Below are 15,657 nucleotides of genomic sequence, written 5' to 3'. Positions count from 1 at the left end.
TATGAAAACACTGACAAATATTCTGATCAAAGGCGGCCGGGTCATGGATCCAGCCAGTGGTTTTGATGAAATAGTGGATGTAGCCCTCGCCAATGGGACGGTTCTAGCTATCAAAAATATAGCTGCTGATTTCCAGCCCGATCAAATCCTGGATGCCACCGGCTGCATCGTGATGCCCGGTTTGGTGGACTTGGCGGTGCGCCTGCGCGAGCCCGGTCATGAGCATGAAGGCATGCTCGAATCCGAAATGGCCGCAGCGATGGCCGGCGGCGTCACCAGCCTGGTGTGCCTGCCTGACACCGACCCGGTGCTCGACGAGCCCGGCCTGGTCGAGATGCTGCGTTTTCGGGCCGAAAAGCTGAATCAGGCCCGGGTCTACCCGCTCGGCGCCCTGACGCGCAACCTGGCCGGTGAATCCCTGTCCGAGATGCAGGAACTCACCGAGGCCGGTTGTGTCGCCTTCAGCCAGGGCGAAGTGCCGCTGCCCAACACCCAAGTCATGCAGCGCGCGTTTCAATACGCGAGCACCTTCGGCTACGCGGTCTGGTTGCGCCCGCAGGATTTGTTTTTGGGTCAGGGTGTGGCTGCCAGTGGCCCATTGGCCACCCGCCTGGGCCTCAGCGGGGTGCCTGTGGCGGCTGAAACCATTGCGCTGCACACCATCTTTGAGCTGATGCGCGCCACCGGGGCACGCGTGCACCTGTGCCGCCTCAGCAGTGCCGCCGGCGTGGCCCTGGTGCGCCAGGCAAAACTCGACGGCTTGCCTGTGAGTTGTGACATCAGCATCAATTCGCTGCATTTGACCGATGCCGACATCGGCTACTTTGACAGTCGGGCGCGCCTGAACCCGCCCTTGCGCCAGCAACGTGACCGCGATGCCCTGAGCGCTGGTCTGCTTGACGGCAGCATTGATGCGCTGGTGTCCGATCACACGCCGGTGGACGCGAACGCCAAGGCGCTGCCCTTTGCCGAAAGCGAGCCCGGTGCCACCGGCGTCGAGTTGTTGCTGAGTCTGGCGGTCAAATGGAGCCAGGACAGGGGCGTCAGTCTGGTGCGCGCCCTGGCTGTGGTGACCCAGGGTCCGGCTGCCGTGCTGGGTGCCTCGCTCGGCAAGCGGCAAGCCAGCACCGGTCGCCTGCTGGCGGGTGGCGCGGCTGACTTGTGCGTGTTTGACCCGGCAGCGGCCTGGACCGTGCAGCCTGATACGTTGCGCAGCCAGGGCAAGCACACGCCGTTCTCGGGATACGAGCTGCCGGGCAAGGTGCGTTGCACGATCATGGCGGGACGAATCGCGTTCGGAAAATAAGGTAGCCCAGGGCTTGGGCGAGCGAGCGAACAAAGCCACCCGGCAATGCGCCGCAATTGACGAACAACAAGGTCATTGCGCCTCGGTCGATTGAAACTACGTGCTGTGTCACGTCATTTCAAGGGACTTTCATGAGCCAGAACCTCTCCAGCACCATTCGCACGGTTGCACTGGTCGGCCACGGTGCGGCCGGCAAAACCACCCTGGCTGAGAGCCTGTTGGCAGCCAGCGGCGCCATCAAGAGCCGGGGCTCGGTTGAAAAAGGCAGCACCGTGTGCGATTTCGACCCCATCGAAAAAGAACTGGGGCACTCACTGCAGTCGGCGCTGGTCAGCTTCAAGACCGGCGGCGCCCACGTTCATCTGATCGACACCCCGGGCTACCCCGACTTTGCCAGCCAGGCCATCAGCGCGCTGGCCGCCGTGGACACCGCACTGGTGGTGATCAACGCGCAGACCGGCATAGAGCTTTCGACCGAGCGCATGTTCACGCTGGCCGGTGAGCGCGGCCTGTGCCGCATGATCGTGGTGAACAAGATCGATGCTGACAACATCGACCTGCTGGCCCTGGTGAACGATATCCGCGCGCGTTTTGGCAAGCAATGCCTGTTGCTGGAGCTGCCGCTGCATCATGGCCAGGACGTGGTGGAGCTGCTGGGACACGCGGACGGCGAGAGCGACTTTGCGTCGGTCGCAGCAGAGCACCGCGCCCTGATCGACCAGCTAATCGAAGAAGACGACAGCCTATTGGCGCGCTACCTGGAAGATGGCCTGGAGCCCAGCCCGCAGGAATTGCATGCGCCTTTTGAGCGCGCGCTGCGCGCCGGCCATCTGATTCCGATCCTGTTTGTCTCGGCCAAGACCGGTGCCGGCGTGCCGCAACTGCTGGACGCGCTGGCCAAGCTGGCGCCGAGCCCGGCAGAGGGCAACCCGCCGCCGTTTTACCAGCTCAAACCGGGCAAGCCGCCGCAAGCCTTTCTGGCGCAGCCCGATGATGCACTGCCCGTGCTGGCGCATGTGTTCAAGCTCGTGGTCGACCCCTTTATCGGCAAGCTCGGTGTGTTTCGGGTGCACCAGGGCACGCTGCGCAAAGACGCCCAGCTGTTTGCCGGCCCGGCCAAGCACGCCTTCAAAGTGACCCATCTGTACCGCCTGCAGGGCAAGGACTATGTTGAAGTGCCGGCGCTGATCCCGGGCGACATCGGGGCGATTGCCAAGGTTGACGACATCGAATTTGACTGCGTGCTGCATGAGTCGCATGAGCAGGACAGCATTCACCTCAAGGCCCTGCAATTCCCGCAGCCCATGCAAGGGCTGGCGGTTCACCCCCGGCGCAAGGGAGACGAGCAGCGCCTGTTTGAAGTCCTGAACAAGCTGGCGCTGGAAGACCCCTGCTTCAAGATCGAGCGCCATCCCGGCACTCATGAGACCGTGATTCGCGGCCTGGGCGACATGCACCTTCGCACCAAGCTGCTGCGCATGCAGCAGCAGTACAAGCTGGAGCTTGACACCAGCGCGCCGCAAATTGCCTACCGCGAGACCATCACAGCGCAGGCCGAGGGCCATTGCCGCCACAAAAAACAAAGCGGCGGTGCCGGCCAGTTTGGCGAGGTGATGCTGCGCGTGGAGCCGCTGGCGCGCGGGGCGGGCTTCGAATTTGCGGACCAGGTCAAGGGCGGCGCCATTCCGGGGGTGTTCATGGCGGCGGTTGAAAAAGGCGTGCGCCAGGCACTTGTCGAGGGCGCAGTGGCGGGTTTTGGGCTGGACGATCTACGCGTCACGGTACTCGATGGCAAAACCCATGCCGTCGACGGCAAAGACATCGCCTTCACGACCGCCGGGCGCAAAGCCACGCTCGATGCGGTGCTCAAGGCCAGCCCGATCGTGCTCGAGCCCCTGGTCAACATCGAGGTACTTTCCCCAGAGGCCAGCATCGGCGACCTCACCGGCGACTTGGCCGCCAGGCGCGGCCATGTCACGAGCACGCAGCCGCGTTCAAACGGCAACGTCGCCATTGGCGGACAAATCCCGCTGGCGGAACTGGACGACTACCAGGGCCGCTTGAAGTCACTTACCGCCGGCCAGGGTTCCTACACCCTCAGCTTTTCGCACTATGCGCCTGTGCCTGGCAGCACCCAGCAGCAGCTCGCGAGCAGGTACCAGGCACTGAACCTGGGCGAAGAGTAAGCGGCACAAAAGCAAAAGCCCGTCAAAGCATGGCTTTGACGGGCTTTTAAGCAGGGCTTGATGGGTGTTTACTTGCGCGGCTCACCCAGGTGGTTCACGGTCACGGTCTGGCCGGGGGGTGTGGTCATCTGAACGCGATGGTCCTGACCCCGGAAGTTGTAGGTGACGTCCCAGTATTGGGGCTTCTGGTTGGGGACGTTTTCGCAGCGACGCACGTCTTGGGTTGCGGCCTGTTGGTTGCCGCCGTTCACTTGGGAACCAAGGGCTGCTCCAGCGATCACGCCGCCGACGGTGGCGAGGTCCTTACCCGTGCCCCCGCCCACCTGATGGCCCAGAATGCCGCCGAGCAAGGCCCCGGCAATCGCGCCCGGAACGTTGTTGTTGCTCTGGGCGACTTGCCCGGGCTCGACCCAGCAGCGCTGCTCAGGCGTACCCATCACAGCACGCACCGAGGTGACGTTGGCTTCAAACAGCCGTTCGTCGCGTTGGGGACGGAAATCGGGCGCCGCCGCCACTGGCGCGGCCAGCGGTGCGGGTGCATAGCGACGCTCGCTGACGCGCTCATTGCGGTTCAGCATGCGCACGGACGACACGCGGTCGTTCAGCCCCATGGCGCGCAGTGACGAATAGGTGCCCTGACGCAAGACCACGCACTGCCCGCGAAAGCGCACATCGTCGCAAACCTCCCAGCGCTCGCCCACCACGGCCGCCGATGAAGCGCGGTTATTGAAGCCAAAGCGGTTGAAGTTGTTCACTTGCCGCTCGGTGGTGAAAGACCGGCCGGACAGGCCTTCATTTTCGTAAAAAGTAATCTGCGGGGTCGCAGCAGCGATCACGGGTGCGGGTGCCGGCGCATAGCGCTGATCCGCAATGCGGGCGTTGCGGCTGACGGCGCGCACCGAGGTGACGCGGTTGCTCAGGCCCATGGCATTGAGTGACGGGTACTTGCCCGGGCGCAGCACGACACAGCGGCCGTTGAAGCGTTGGTCTTCGCACGCTTCCCAGCGCGCCCCGACGACCACTGCCGACGAGGCGCGGTCGTTAAAGCCCCGGCGCTCCAAGTTATCGACTGTTCTGGAGGTCGTGAAGGACTCACCTCGATAGCCATCCTGCTCAAAGAGAGTGACCTGGGCGGACGCTTGCGCGGCCATGGCCACGGCGGTCACTGCCAATGCGTTTTTCAATAATGCGTTCATTCGTTGTTCCTGTAGAAAGTTAGGGTGGGCTGCCGATCCCCACCGACGTGCTACTGGCATCCATCAATCGGGTAGCACAGCGGCGACTATCGCCTCTCAACTCAATGGCGTCTGTGCGCCAGCAAACATAAGTCAAGCAATTCATGATTGCAGCCAAATAGCTACATATTCAATAGCGATATAGTCTTATTCCACGAGGGCTATAGCCTATTTTTCTATATAGAACAGGGCATCGACCCGATGTCTGTTGGGTGCACCTGCTGGCACCTACCGGATGCGCTTGCCAGGACGCCAGCGGCCGCAGAACCGATAATCGGCAGCCCGTGACGAACTGTCGCCCTTTTATGCAAGCCGGAACTCAACTGATGTCCACTGTCCGCCGATCCCTGCTTCTCCCGCCCGCGCCTGCGGCCATGCCGCCTGCCGGTCGCGGCGGAGTCTGCACATGAGCGTCAAGACGCCCGAGCTGCTGGCACCCGCGGGCTCGCTCACGATGCTGGAGACCGCCTTTGCCTTCGGCGCCACCGCGATTTATGCCGGTCAGCCGCGCTACAGCCTGCGCGTGCGCAACAACGATTTTGGCGACCTGGCGGTGCTGCAGCAGGGCATTGAGCACGCCCACGCCCTGGGCAACAAGTTTTACCTGGTGTCCAACATCTTCCCGCACGGCAACAAGATCAAGAGCTATGTGCAAAACATGGCGCCGGTAATTGCGCTCAAGCCCGACGCCATGATCATGTCCGACCCCGGCCTGATCATGATGGTGCGCGAGACCTGGCCCGAGATGGAAATCCACCTCTCGGTGCAGGCCAACACGGTCAACGCCGCCGCCGTGCGTTTCTGGAAAACCGTGGGCGTGAGCCGGGTGATCCTGTCGCGCGAGTTATCGCTCGACCAGGTCGAGCAAATCCGCCAGGACTGCCCGGACACCGAGCTCGAAGTGTTTGTGCACGGCGCGCTGTGCATTGCCTACTCGGGGCGCTGCCTGTTGTCGGGCTACTTCAACCACCGCGATGCCAACCAGGGGAGTTGCACCAACTCCTGCCGCTGGGACTACAAGACCTTGTCCGGCGTGGTCGATGCCTCGGGCGATGTGCTGGCACCGCAGGCGGCGCTTGAGCGCGAGCAGGAACAGGCGCACCGCGGCGCGGCCCCGGATCAGGTCTATCTGATCGAGGAAGGCCAGCGCCCCGGCAGTTACATGCCGATCGAAGAGGACGAGCACGGCACCTACGTGATGAATTCCAAAGATTTGCGCGCCATTGAACACGTCAAGCGCCTGGTCGAGATTGGCGTTGATTCGCTCAAGATCGAGGGCCGCACCAAGAGCCCGTATTACGTGGCGCGCACGGTGCAGAGTTACGCCCGCGCCATTGCCGACGCCGTGGCCGGGCGCGAGCTCGACCCACTGTTGCTCGGTCAGCTTGAAGGCCTGGCCAACCGCGGCTACACCTCGGGCTTTTTCCAGCGCCACACGCCGGAGTCCACGCAAAACTACCTGCGCGGTTATTCCGAGTCCGGCCGCAGCCTGTACGTAGGCGACGTGGCGGCCTTCGATGCGGCGCGCGGCCTGGCGCAAGTCACCGTGAAGAACCGTTTTGCCGTGGGCGACTGGCTCGAGATCATCCACCCGGGCGGCAACTTCGATCTGCAGCTTGAGCGCATGGAAGATGCCCACGGGCAAGCCGTGACGGTAGCGCCCGGCAGTGGCCACATCGTGTGGTTGCCCCTGCCCGCCAGTGCGGTGGGCGCCTTTGTGGCGCGCTACGTGGCGGCGCCAGAAGCTGACTCGGCACTCACAAGCACGAGCGCCTGAGCGCGCGTCATGGTTTCGCCTGCCGCCCTACCCCTGCTGCACATCGACGAAGCCGAGATTGAACTCTCGGCCATTCGGGCGCAAGGTGCGGGCGGGCAAAACGTCAACAAGGTCTCCAGCGCGATCCATTTGCGCTTTGACATTGCGGCCTCGTCCTTGCCGCCCGATGTGAAACAGCGATTGCTCGCGCTGCACGACAGTCGCATCACCAAGGACGGCGTGCTGGTGATCAAGGCGCAGCAGCAGCGCACCCAGGAAATGAACCGGCTCGATGCCCTGATGCGTCTGCATGAACTGGTCAACAGCGTGGCGCTGCCCCCTAAAACCCGCCGCGCCACCAAGCCCAGCTATGCATCCAAGCAGCGACTGCGCGTGGCCAAGAGCCAGCGCTCCCAGACCAAGGCCTCGCGCGGCCGGGTCGACGCGCAATCCTGATTTGAGTCGCCGTTGCTCGTCGGCGATGCGACCCGTGCGCCATTTTTCGCGCGCCAGCGTTGCGCAACATCAAGCCCCCGTGCCAGCGACTTTTCTATGCTTCCAGTTTGTCTAAGGAGGTCAATATGGCTGCACGACGTATTGTTCTGATTCAGGGTCACCCTGACGCTGTGATGCCTCATCTGGGCCACGCGCTGGCAGACGCCTATGCCCAAGGTGCCGAGGCGGCCGGGCATGAGGTGCGCCGGGTCGCGGTGGCACAACTCGATTTTCCGTTGCTGCGCAGCGAGCAGGCCTGGAACGATGGCGCCTTGCCCGAGGCGCTGACGCAGGCGCAGAACGACATTGGCTGGGCGCAGCATATCGTGCTGTTCTTTCCGCTCTGGCTGGGCGACATGCCCGCGCTGCTGAAAGGCTTTCTGGAGCAGGTGGCGCGACCTGGTTTTGCATTCAAGCCCGAGGGCGGCAACCCGTTCGCCAAGAAAGGCTTGAGCGAGCGATCGGCCCGGATCGTGGTCACCATGGGCATGCCGGCTCTGCTGTACCGCTGGTACTTTCGGGCCCACAGTGTCAAGAATCTGGAGCGCAACATCCTCGGCTTTGTCGGCATTGCGCCGGTCAACGAGACCTTGATCGGCCTGGTCGACAAGCTGGGCGAGGCTGGTGTGCAAAAGTGGCAGGCCAAGCTGCGTAGACTGGGCGGCGCCGCTCAATAGGACAATAGCGGGGTCGTCGAGCCGCTGTCGGATCGGCAAAAGGAAAAAAAGAGAATGGCTATCCAGTGGTTTCCGGGTCATATGCATTTGACCCACAAGGCGATTCAAGAACGGATCAAGAACATCGATGTGGTGATTGAGCTGCTCGATGCGCGTCTGCCGGGGTCGAGCGCCAACCCGATGCTGGCCGAGCTCACGGCGGGCAAGCCCACGCTCAAGGTGCTGAACAAACAGGACCTGGCCGACCCGGCGCGCACGACCCTGTGGCTGGCGCATTACAACGCGCTGGCGGACACGCGCGCGATTGGGCTGGATGCCAGTGTCAGCGCACCGGCCAAGGCGCTGATCAAGGAATGTTTTGCGCTGGCCCCAACCCGCGGCGGCATGGTCAAGCCGATGCGGGTGCTGATTTGCGGCATTCCCAATGTCGGCAAGTCCACGCTGATCAACACGCTCACCGGCAAACGCGCCACCAAGACCGGCGACGAGGCCGGCATCACCAAGCTGGAGCAGCGCATCGCCTTGGCCGATGATTTTTACCTGTATGACACACCCGGCATGCTGTGGCCGCGCATCATCGTGGCCAAGAGCGGCTACAACCTGGCCGCCAGCGGCGCCATTGGGCGCAATGCGTTCAACGAAGAAGAGGTGGCGCTGGAACTGCTGGCCTACCTGAAAGTGCATTACGCGGCGTTGCTGGCGGCGCGGTACAAACTCGATGTGGTCGCCGGCCTGCAAGATGAAGAATTGCTGGAGGCGATTGGGCGCAAACGCGGCGCATTGCAGAGCGGCAAGGGCGTCAATCTGCAAAAAGCCGGCGAGATCGTGATTTACGACTTTCGCGCTGCCGCCCTGGGGCGCATCACACTGGAAACCCCGCAGGAATTTGCCGAGTGGCTGGCTGCGGGGCAAAAACTCGATGCCGCGCGCCAGGTCAAGAAAGATGCGATTGAACTCGACCGCAAGATACGGTTCAAAAAGATACCACGACCCGATTCAAGGGCATCCTGAACACAAATGCAAGAATTGACCGTCCCCGCAGGTCGGATGAGCCGCGAGACGCAATCCGGCATGGGTTGGCTCAACTCTCGCGCTGCAGCGTCAAGTCCGAGCACGGATAGGCGACACAGGGCAGCACATAGCCGTCGAACCTTTCCTCAGCGCTCAGGCCCGGCCAGTCGATCTCGTAGCGCACCTGGCCCTGCGCCAATTGGCCGATGCAGGTGCGGCAGGTGCCGTTGCGGCAGGAGCTGGGCCAATCAACGCTGCCCTGTTCCAGCGAGAGCAGCAGCGGTTGATTTAGCCAGGCGTCGACCTGTTGTCCGCCCGGTGCGACACTAGCGGTGAAAAAGAGGGGGTTTTCGGCAGAACTCATTTTTGCATTATATTTTGTATTAAATTCGGCTGCAGCCCTCGTATCCATTGCGTAATAAGCTATAAAATAAGTAGCATCATAAATAAAATCATTTCTCCATGAAAACCATACTTCCCCTGCGTCTCCTGATCAAGCCCGAGCTCACCGACCCGCAGCCGCTCATTCTCTACCACGGCCGCAACTGCCCGGACGGCTTTGCGGCGGCGCTGGCCGCTTGGTTGTTCTACGCCGGCCGGGCTGAGTTTCTGGGGTTGGACCATGGCGATATCAAGGCGGTGGAGGATTTGCCCGCTCTGGCGGGTCGGGCGGTTTACATCCTCGATTTTTCCTTCTCGCCCGAGCTCACGCGCCAGATTGAAGAGCGTGCCGCCAAGTTGGTGATGCTCGATCACCACAAGAGCGCCGCTGACAAGCTGACGGGCTTTGCCTGTCGCTGTGGCGTGGTGCATTTCGACATGCACAAGTCGGGTGCCCGCCTGGCCTGGGAGTTCTTTCACCCCGAGCAGCCCTTGCCCGATCTGGTGCGTTTTGTGGAAGACCGCGACATCTGGGTCTGGCAATACCTCGAGAGCCCGGGTTTCCTGGCGGCACTGGACATGGAACCGTTCGAGTTTGAGCGCTGGCGGGACATTGCGGCCTTTGATGCCGCGCAGCTGGCCAGCTACGTGGAACGCGGCCGCGCCATGGACGAGAAGTTCAGCAAGCTCGCCTTGGACATTGCCGAGGGGGCTCAGCCGATCAGCTTCAATGGCCAGCGCGGCTTGATGGTCAACGCCCCGGGCGTTTTTCACAGCTTGGTGGGTGAGATTTTGAGCAAGAAAAGTGGCAGCTTTGCCCTGATGTGGAGTGTCGACAAGAGTGGCGTGGTCAAGGCCGGTTTGCGCTCACAACGCGGCTTCAGTTGCATTGCGCTGGCCGAAAGCATGGGCGGCGGTGGCCACGCCCAGGCCTGCGGCTTCAAGATGGGTCTGGAGCGCCTGCCTGAGCTGCTGAGCGGGACCCTCGATGCATTCGTGACGCAGTAGGGCAGGCGTTCGGCCGTCGGCCGGTCGCTCGTTGCTGTCAGGCGCTGCGTCCAACTTGGCGTGCCAGCCCGGAAACAGCTGATTCGCGTCAGCGGGCAATGGCTCCAGGGCGCGGGCAAATTCACGCAGTCTTTCAATCCCGCCCTGGGACAGTTCATGAATCTTGATGGCCTGATGGCCGGCACGGCACTGCGCTATTGATCCTTGCACACCGTGCCGCTTGAGCCAGCCAGCGGCCAGGTCGCGCTGCTGGAATTCGAAGGTTCACCTTGGCTGGGTGACTGGCACATCACGCATCTGAGTAACAAGAGGCTGTCTACGGCAGCGCGGGCCGTGAGAGCATGTTTGTTGGAGCAAGGCGCAAGCCTGATGGACGCCTGGAGTTGAAGCAAGGACAGACAGAACGCGTTGATGGTATTGATGGATATCACGTGGGCCTGCAATAGCGACGGACCGGCTTGGCGATGATTGGTTTCAATATATAATATTTAGCTGAGTAAAAAGAGCTCGAGTCATTTTTACTTGGTCCTTGCAGTTTTTCTGCATTGACAATTTCCGGAAATTGTTTCGTTAACTTATTAGGTAATTTTAAAATGAATAAATCACTCGTTTTGGCCGTTGTTATTGCTGCTGCTGCTTTGGTCGCTTGTGGCAAAAAAGAAGAAGCTCCGGCACCTGAGGCAGCTCCTGCGCCCGCCGTTGTTGAGGCTGTCAAAGATGCTGGCACTGCTGCTGCTGCTGCAACTGACGCTGCTGCCGCTGCTACCACCGCCGCATCCGCTGCCACCGGTGCTGCAGATGCTGCCACTGGTGCTGCAGATGCTGCTGTTGGCGCTGCTGGCGACGCAGCCAAGGCTGCTGAAGAAGCCCCGAAGAAGTAAGCTCAGGCTTTCTGCTTCGTAGCTAAAAAAACCACCGTCAGGTGGTTTTTTTTATGGTGCGCGCCAATAGTGCATTTGCCTTACTGGACTGGCCCCAAGTCAATCTGATCGGGTAGAGCTTCCGAGCGCGCCGCACGTCCGACGGTGCTATCGATCAAGCGGGCCAGTTTTTCGGCTGCGCCGGTCACGGCCAGATACAAGGTCTGTGCGCTGTGCGTCACGGCCAAGGGTTGACGGCCCGGCATGCGCGCTTCCACCATGCAGCGCTTGTCATCCGGGCCACTCTTGTGACCATTTTCATCGCTCAGATGGACCTCCACCCGCGTCACGCTGGCGCTGAAACGACTCAGTGCCCTTTTGACTTCACCAGTGGCCCACGCTGTCAGCGCCTCGTGACCTTCAATGTGATGGTCGGTATTGATTTGGATTTGCATAGGCTCATTATTCATCCTTATGACTTGGTCAAGCGTAAGACAAGCGGAGTTTCCCTTGCTCTCAGCCCGGTTTGCGCGCAGACGCTCAGTTGGCAGACTAAACTGACACGCATGAATTGGGCTCCTCTCCATGACTAACGCACAGTGGTTTGTTCTGATCGGCGGTCTTTTGCTTGTCCGGGGCCTCACGCCTTCCGTGCTGAAGCGCTCGCCGGTCACGGCTGCCATGATTTATCTGGCGGTGGGTTTTCTGGTGGGCCCGAGCGTGCTCAATCTGTTCCACTTCAATCCACTCAAGGAATCAGCGCTGCTGGAGGTCTTGACTGAAATCGCGGTCTTGATCTCCCTGTTCTCTGCGGGCGTCAAGATGCCCGTTCCGTTCAGCTTTTCACGTTGGCGCGCGCCGCTGCGGCTGGCGACCGTTTCAATGACCATCACGGTGGTGCTGGTTGCCGCCTTTGCGTACTACGTGCTGGGTTTGCCCTTGGGTGCTGGCGTGCTCTTGGGGGCGATCGTGGCACCGACCGATCCGGTCTTGGCCACCGATGTGCAGAGCCGCCACCCGGGGGATCGAGACCAATTGCGCTTCACCTTGACATGTGAGGCCGGTATGAACGACGGGAGCGCGTTTCCCTTTGTGATGTTGGGGCTGGGCCTGCTGGGGCTGCATGAACTCGGCGACGCCAACCTGCGTTGGGTTGTGGTCGATGTGCTGTGGGCGACCGTGGGCGGCATTGCGATCGGCATCGTCGCAGGCGTCGTGCTCGCGCGCCTGGGCTGGAAGCTGCGTCGTGTGCCGCACCAGCATGAGTTGATGGACGATTTTCTGGGTCTGGGTCTCATTGGCGTCGTATACGGCTTGTGCGTGATGCTCAACGCCTGGGGGTTTCTGGCGGTCTTTGCCGCAGCCGTGGCGCTGCGTCAGACCGAACTGAAGCTGGCCAAGGCAGCGCAGCAGGCGCCGCACCCGCGGGAGGCTGAGGCGGCCATGAGTGCAGCAGCAGGGGAGACCATCCAGCCAAGCCTTGATGCCACCCCGGAGCCACCGCCCATGGTCAGTCAAGGATCCTTGGTGTTCAAGGAACACCTGGAGCGCTTGTCGGAAGTGGTCCTGGTTCTGCTGGTCGGCGGCACCCTGTTTCTGAACTCATGGAGTTGGGCAGCAGTTGGCTTGGCCCTGTTCCTGTTTCTGGTGGCCCGCCCGATCAGCGTTTTTCTGGGTCTGTTGGGCACGCGCACTACCTGGCGTATACGCGGCATGGCAGGCTGGTTTGGTGTGCGTGGCATTGGCTCACTTTATTATTTGATGTACGCCATACAGCATGGCTTGCCCGAAGCGCTGGCGCTGCAATTGATACAGCTGACACTGATGGTGGTGACGCTGTCCATTCTTCTGCATGGCATCAGCGTCAAGCCGTTGATGGCGAGCTTCTGGAAGCAAAAAGTACCGGAGTGATCGCCCCAAATGCGGCGGTTAAACTCACGCCTGTCATAAGAACGTCATCTGACTGATAAATTTCCCCTGGAGTAAGCGATGCTGTTTGCCAAGTTGTTGCCGCGTGATGGCAATTTTTTTGAAATGTTCAACCAGCATGCGGACCGGATCGTTGAGGCGGCCCACGCATTTTCCAAACTGGTGGGCAATTACAGTGACCCGCACCTGCGCCAGAAATTCAACCAGGACGTTGACATCGCGGAACGCGCGGCCGACCGGGTCACCCATGAGGTCAACAAAGGCATTCACAAGACCTTCATCACGCCGATCGACCGCGAACAGATTCATACGCTGATCAACACCATGGACGATATCGCCGACCTGATTCAGGATTCGGCCGAGACCATGGCGCTGTACGACGTGCACCATATGACCGAGGATATTGTGCGTCTGACGGATGTCAGCGTGAAATGTTGCGAGCGCGTGCGCGACGCCGTCAAACTGCTGGCCAAGATTGCCGACCCGGCAACGGCGGAGGCGGCCTTGAAGACCTGCGAAGAAATTGACCAGTTGGAGTCGGACGCCGACCGCATCATGCGCAGCGCCATGAGCAGACTCTTTCGGGAAGAACCCGACGTGCGCGAGCTGATCAAGCTCAAGGCCATCTATGAATTGCTGGAAACCATCACTGACAAATGCGAAGACGTCGCCAATGTCATCGAGGGCATCGTCCTCGAGAATTCCTGAGGCCGATCCGTCATGGCATCGGTTCAGGTGGGGCTTTGGGTGGTCGTGTTGCTGGTGGTACTGGCAGTCGTCTTTGATTTCTTGAACGGCTTTCACGATGCCGCCAATTCAATTGCAACCGTGGTCTCTACCGGCGTGCTCAAGCCAGGGCAGGCGGTGCTCTTTGCCGCTTTTTTTAACTTTGTCGCGATTTTCATTTTTCAATTCAGCGTTGCGGCCACGATTGGAAAAGGGCTGGTTCAGCCGGGCGTGGTGGATGTCAATATTGTCTTTGGTGCACTGGTTGGTGCCATCAGCTGGAATTTCATCACCTGGTATTTCGGTATTCCCAGCAGTTCGTCTCACGCGCTGATCGGCGGCATCGTGGGCGCTGTCCTGGTCAAAGTCGGGGCTTCGTCCCTGGTGTTCGCCAGCGTGATGAAGACTGTGCTGTTCATCTTCGTGTCGCCCTTGATGGGATTTTTGCTTGGATCCCTCATGCTGATCGCGGTCTCCTGGACCTTGCGCCTGAGCACCCCGAGTCGGGTTGATCGCTGGTTTCGTCGCCTGCAACTGGTGTCGGCCGGCGCATACAGCGTGGGGCACGGCGGCAATGATGCGCAGAAAACCATCGGGATTGTCTGGATGCTGTTGATCGCCACGGGCTACACCGCAGTTGGCGACGCATCACCGCCCACCTGGGTCGTGTTGACCTGCTATTCAGCCATCGCCGCGGGCACCATGTTTGGGGGCTGGCGTATTGTCAAGACCATGGGGCAGCGGCTGACCAAGCTCAAGCCGGTCCATGGCTTTTGTGCGGAGACAGGGGGCGCGATCACCCTTTTCATGGCGACAATTATGGGTATTCCTGTGTCCACCACGCACACAATTACCGGCGCGATTGTGGGTGTCGGCGCTACTCAGCGCGCCAGCGCAGTGCGCTGGGGTATAGCCGGTAACATCATCTGGGCCTGGGTCCTCACCATTCCGGCCACGGCGTTGATAGCGGCGCTGGCGTACTGGCTTAGTTTGCAGATTTTTTAACAGCCCGAATACAAGGGTTATCCGCCAGCCTTTCAAGCCGGTTGACCCGCAATTTCATTGGGAAATCTTGCGCGCCTCCTCGATTTGGTATTCGAAATAGCGTTGAAAGCTGAACGCCAAGCTGCTCATCAACGCGGTGGTGCCCACCAGCAGCGCCAGGCTGATAGCACCAATGGTGAACCAGTTGGTGCGCCCGGGTGCCGCATCCGTGGATGCTGACGGGTTGAACCGGGCGTTCCACTTCTCAGGCGTCGTCAAACCATAAACAATGGCGGTCAAGGCGCAACCGGCCATGGTGAAACCCAGCAACGGGATCAAGATCCAACTCCAGAGGTCGTCCAGGCCATTTTGCTGCACACGCTCCAGGCCGTACAGGCCCAGTGCCGTGGGCACCGGCAGCAACCAGCCCAGCAAGTCGCCCTTGCCATGCAAATAGAAGCGGTGCAGGCCCAAGGGACCGCCGATGAAGGCCAGCCAGGCGGCCACAGTCTTGTTTTTCATGTGGGTGGATTATGGTTGCGGGGCGCAGGTGTCGCCCAGACCCAGGGCTTTGTCCATCATGACCACATCCAGCCAATCATCGAATTTCCAACCGCATGATTTGAGCACGCCAACCATGGAGAACCCCGCTGACCGGTGCACGCCGACGGACCCCTGGTTGGCGGAGTCGCCAATGACTGCGATCATTTTGCGCACGCCAGCTTTTTCAGCCTGGGCCATCAGTTCTGCCAGCAACGCGCGCCCCAGGCCCTGCCCCATGGCTTCTTCAGCTAGGTAGATCGAGTCCTCGGCCGAGAAGCGATAGGCCGGGCGTGGTTTGAACCAGCTGCAGTAAGCAAAGCCCAACACCTGCTCGCCCCGTGCCGCCACCAAGTAGGGCAGGCCCTTGGCCAGCACGTCAGTGCGGCGTTGTGCCATGTCGTTGGGGGAGGGCGGGTCAATCTCAAAGGTGCCGGTTCCGTGCAGCACATGGTGGGCATAAATGGCGGCGATGGCGGGGATGTCTTCAATTTGGCTGGGGCGAATGAGTGTCATAAGAATTGGAACGTTATAATGTCCGGCTATTCAGTGTGTCGCTGGCC

The 15,657-nt window shown here is 61.0% G+C and carries 18 protein-coding genes; 12 read left to right on the top strand and 6 right to left on the bottom strand.

Annotated features, from left to right (window positions below):
- Position 1: 1 nt before the first annotated feature.
- Positions 2 to 1,306 (top strand): dihydroorotase, encoded by a 1,305-nt coding sequence (locus GZ093_RS01835; RefSeq protein WP_296481281.1) that lies wholly within the window; start codon positions 2 to 4, stop codon positions 1,304 to 1,306.
- A gap of 131 nt (positions 1,307 to 1,437) precedes the next feature.
- A complete protein-coding gene (gene fusA / locus GZ093_RS01830; protein ID WP_296481279.1) occupies positions 1,438 to 3,492 on the top strand; it encodes an elongation factor G in 2,055 nt (684 codons plus the stop codon).
- Positions 3,493 to 3,560: 68 nt separating this feature from the next.
- On the opposite strand, the gene GZ093_RS01825 is transcribed toward fusA, so the two are convergent.
- A complete protein-coding gene (locus GZ093_RS01825; protein WP_296481277.1) occupies positions 3,561 to 4,688 on the bottom strand; it encodes a beta/gamma crystallin-related protein in 1,128 nt (375 codons plus the stop codon).
- Between the two features lie 445 nt (positions 4,689 to 5,133).
- Here GZ093_RS01825 and yegQ point away from each other — a divergent pair, with 445 nt between their 5' ends.
- The 4 genes from yegQ (at position 5,134) to ylqF (ending at position 8,666) form a co-directional block, all read left to right on the top strand.
- Positions 5,134 to 6,504, top strand: coding sequence for a tRNA 5-hydroxyuridine modification protein YegQ (gene yegQ, locus GZ093_RS01820; RefSeq protein ID WP_296481274.1), 1,371 nt, complete (start codon positions 5,134 to 5,136; stop codon positions 6,502 to 6,504).
- Between the two features lie 9 nt (positions 6,505 to 6,513).
- Positions 6,514 to 6,939 carry an alternative ribosome rescue aminoacyl-tRNA hydrolase ArfB gene (arfB, locus tag GZ093_RS01815; RefSeq protein ID WP_296481273.1) on the top strand — a complete coding sequence of 142 codons (426 nt, stop codon included), beginning with the start codon at positions 6,514 to 6,516 and terminating at the stop codon, positions 6,937 to 6,939.
- Between the two features lie 125 nt (positions 6,940 to 7,064).
- Positions 7,065 to 7,655: an NAD(P)H-dependent oxidoreductase gene (locus GZ093_RS01810; protein WP_296481270.1), complete on the top strand. Its 591-nt coding sequence runs from the start codon at positions 7,065 to 7,067 to the stop codon at positions 7,653 to 7,655.
- A gap of 54 nt (positions 7,656 to 7,709) precedes the next feature.
- Positions 7,710 to 8,666 (top strand): ribosome biogenesis GTPase YlqF, encoded by a 957-nt coding sequence (gene ylqF / locus GZ093_RS01805; protein ID WP_296481267.1) that lies wholly within the window; start codon positions 7,710 to 7,712, stop codon positions 8,664 to 8,666.
- Between the two features lie 70 nt (positions 8,667 to 8,736).
- Here the strand turns inward: ylqF and GZ093_RS01800 are convergent, their stop codons facing one another.
- Complete coding sequence (locus tag GZ093_RS01800; protein ID WP_296481264.1) at positions 8,737 to 9,030, bottom strand: 2Fe-2S iron-sulfur cluster binding domain-containing protein; 294 nt, start codon at positions 9,028 to 9,030, stop codon at positions 8,737 to 8,739.
- Positions 9,031 to 9,128: 98 nt separating this feature from the next.
- Between GZ093_RS01800 and GZ093_RS01795 the strand changes: the two genes are divergently transcribed.
- Entirely contained in the window at positions 9,129 to 10,055 is a 927-nt protein-coding gene (locus GZ093_RS01795) for a DHHA1 domain-containing protein (protein WP_296481261.1), read from the top strand.
- Positions 10,056 to 10,115: 60 nt separating this feature from the next.
- A complete protein-coding gene (locus GZ093_RS01790) occupies positions 10,116 to 10,256 on the top strand; it encodes a hypothetical protein (protein WP_296481259.1) in 141 nt (46 codons plus the stop codon).
- A 226-nt stretch (positions 10,257 to 10,482) separates the two neighbouring features.
- Here the strand turns inward: GZ093_RS01790 and GZ093_RS01785 are convergent, their stop codons facing one another.
- Positions 10,483 to 10,770 (bottom strand): hypothetical protein, encoded by a 288-nt coding sequence (locus GZ093_RS01785; RefSeq protein WP_296481256.1) that lies wholly within the window; start codon positions 10,768 to 10,770, stop codon positions 10,483 to 10,485.
- Between the two features lie 2 nt (positions 10,771 to 10,772).
- Here GZ093_RS01785 and GZ093_RS01780 point away from each other — a divergent pair, with 2 nt between their 5' ends.
- The gene (locus GZ093_RS01780) at positions 10,773 to 10,958 is read left to right on the top strand and encodes a hypothetical protein (RefSeq protein ID WP_296481253.1); all 186 of its coding nucleotides are present in this window, start codon (positions 10,773 to 10,775) and stop codon (positions 10,956 to 10,958) included.
- 58 nt (positions 10,959 to 11,016) lie between these two features.
- Here GZ093_RS01780 and GZ093_RS01775 read toward each other — a convergent pair whose 3' ends face one another.
- The gene (locus tag GZ093_RS01775) at positions 11,017 to 11,370 is read right to left on the bottom strand and encodes an HPF/RaiA family ribosome-associated protein (RefSeq protein WP_296481250.1); all 354 of its coding nucleotides are present in this window, start codon (positions 11,368 to 11,370) and stop codon (positions 11,017 to 11,019) included.
- Positions 11,371 to 11,500: 130 nt separating this feature from the next.
- Here GZ093_RS01775 and GZ093_RS01770 point away from each other — a divergent pair, with 130 nt between their 5' ends.
- The 3 genes from GZ093_RS01770 (at position 11,501) to GZ093_RS01760 (ending at position 14,575) form a co-directional block, all read left to right on the top strand.
- On the top strand, positions 11,501 to 12,826 hold the full coding sequence (locus tag GZ093_RS01770) for a cation:proton antiporter (RefSeq protein ID WP_296481245.1): 1,326 nt from the start codon (positions 11,501 to 11,503) through the stop codon (positions 12,824 to 12,826).
- Between the two features lie 78 nt (positions 12,827 to 12,904).
- On the top strand, positions 12,905 to 13,552 hold the full coding sequence (locus GZ093_RS01765) for a DUF47 domain-containing protein (RefSeq protein WP_296481242.1): 648 nt from the start codon (positions 12,905 to 12,907) through the stop codon (positions 13,550 to 13,552).
- A gap of 12 nt (positions 13,553 to 13,564) precedes the next feature.
- On the top strand, positions 13,565 to 14,575 hold the full coding sequence (locus GZ093_RS01760) for an inorganic phosphate transporter (RefSeq protein WP_296481238.1): 1,011 nt from the start codon (positions 13,565 to 13,567) through the stop codon (positions 14,573 to 14,575).
- Positions 14,576 to 14,629: 54 nt separating this feature from the next.
- On the opposite strand, the gene GZ093_RS01755 is transcribed toward GZ093_RS01760, so the two are convergent.
- Both GZ093_RS01755 and GZ093_RS01750 read right to left on the bottom strand, forming a co-directional pair.
- Positions 14,630 to 15,076: a hypothetical protein gene (locus tag GZ093_RS01755; protein WP_296481235.1), complete on the bottom strand. Its 447-nt coding sequence runs from the start codon at positions 15,074 to 15,076 to the stop codon at positions 14,630 to 14,632.
- Between the two features lie 9 nt (positions 15,077 to 15,085).
- On the bottom strand, positions 15,086 to 15,610 hold the full coding sequence (locus GZ093_RS01750) for a GNAT family N-acetyltransferase (RefSeq protein WP_296481232.1): 525 nt from the start codon (positions 15,608 to 15,610) through the stop codon (positions 15,086 to 15,088).
- Positions 15,611 to 15,657 lie beyond the last annotated feature (47 nt).

Origin of the sequence: Rhodoferax sp., from assembly GCF_010365055.1 — a bacterium.
In the GTDB taxonomy this organism is placed as follows: Bacteria; Pseudomonadota; Gammaproteobacteria; order Burkholderiales; family Burkholderiaceae_C; genus Rhodoferax.
Note: the sequence above shows the minus strand (reverse complement) of the source record. Positions and strands in the feature narration are given on the sequence as shown.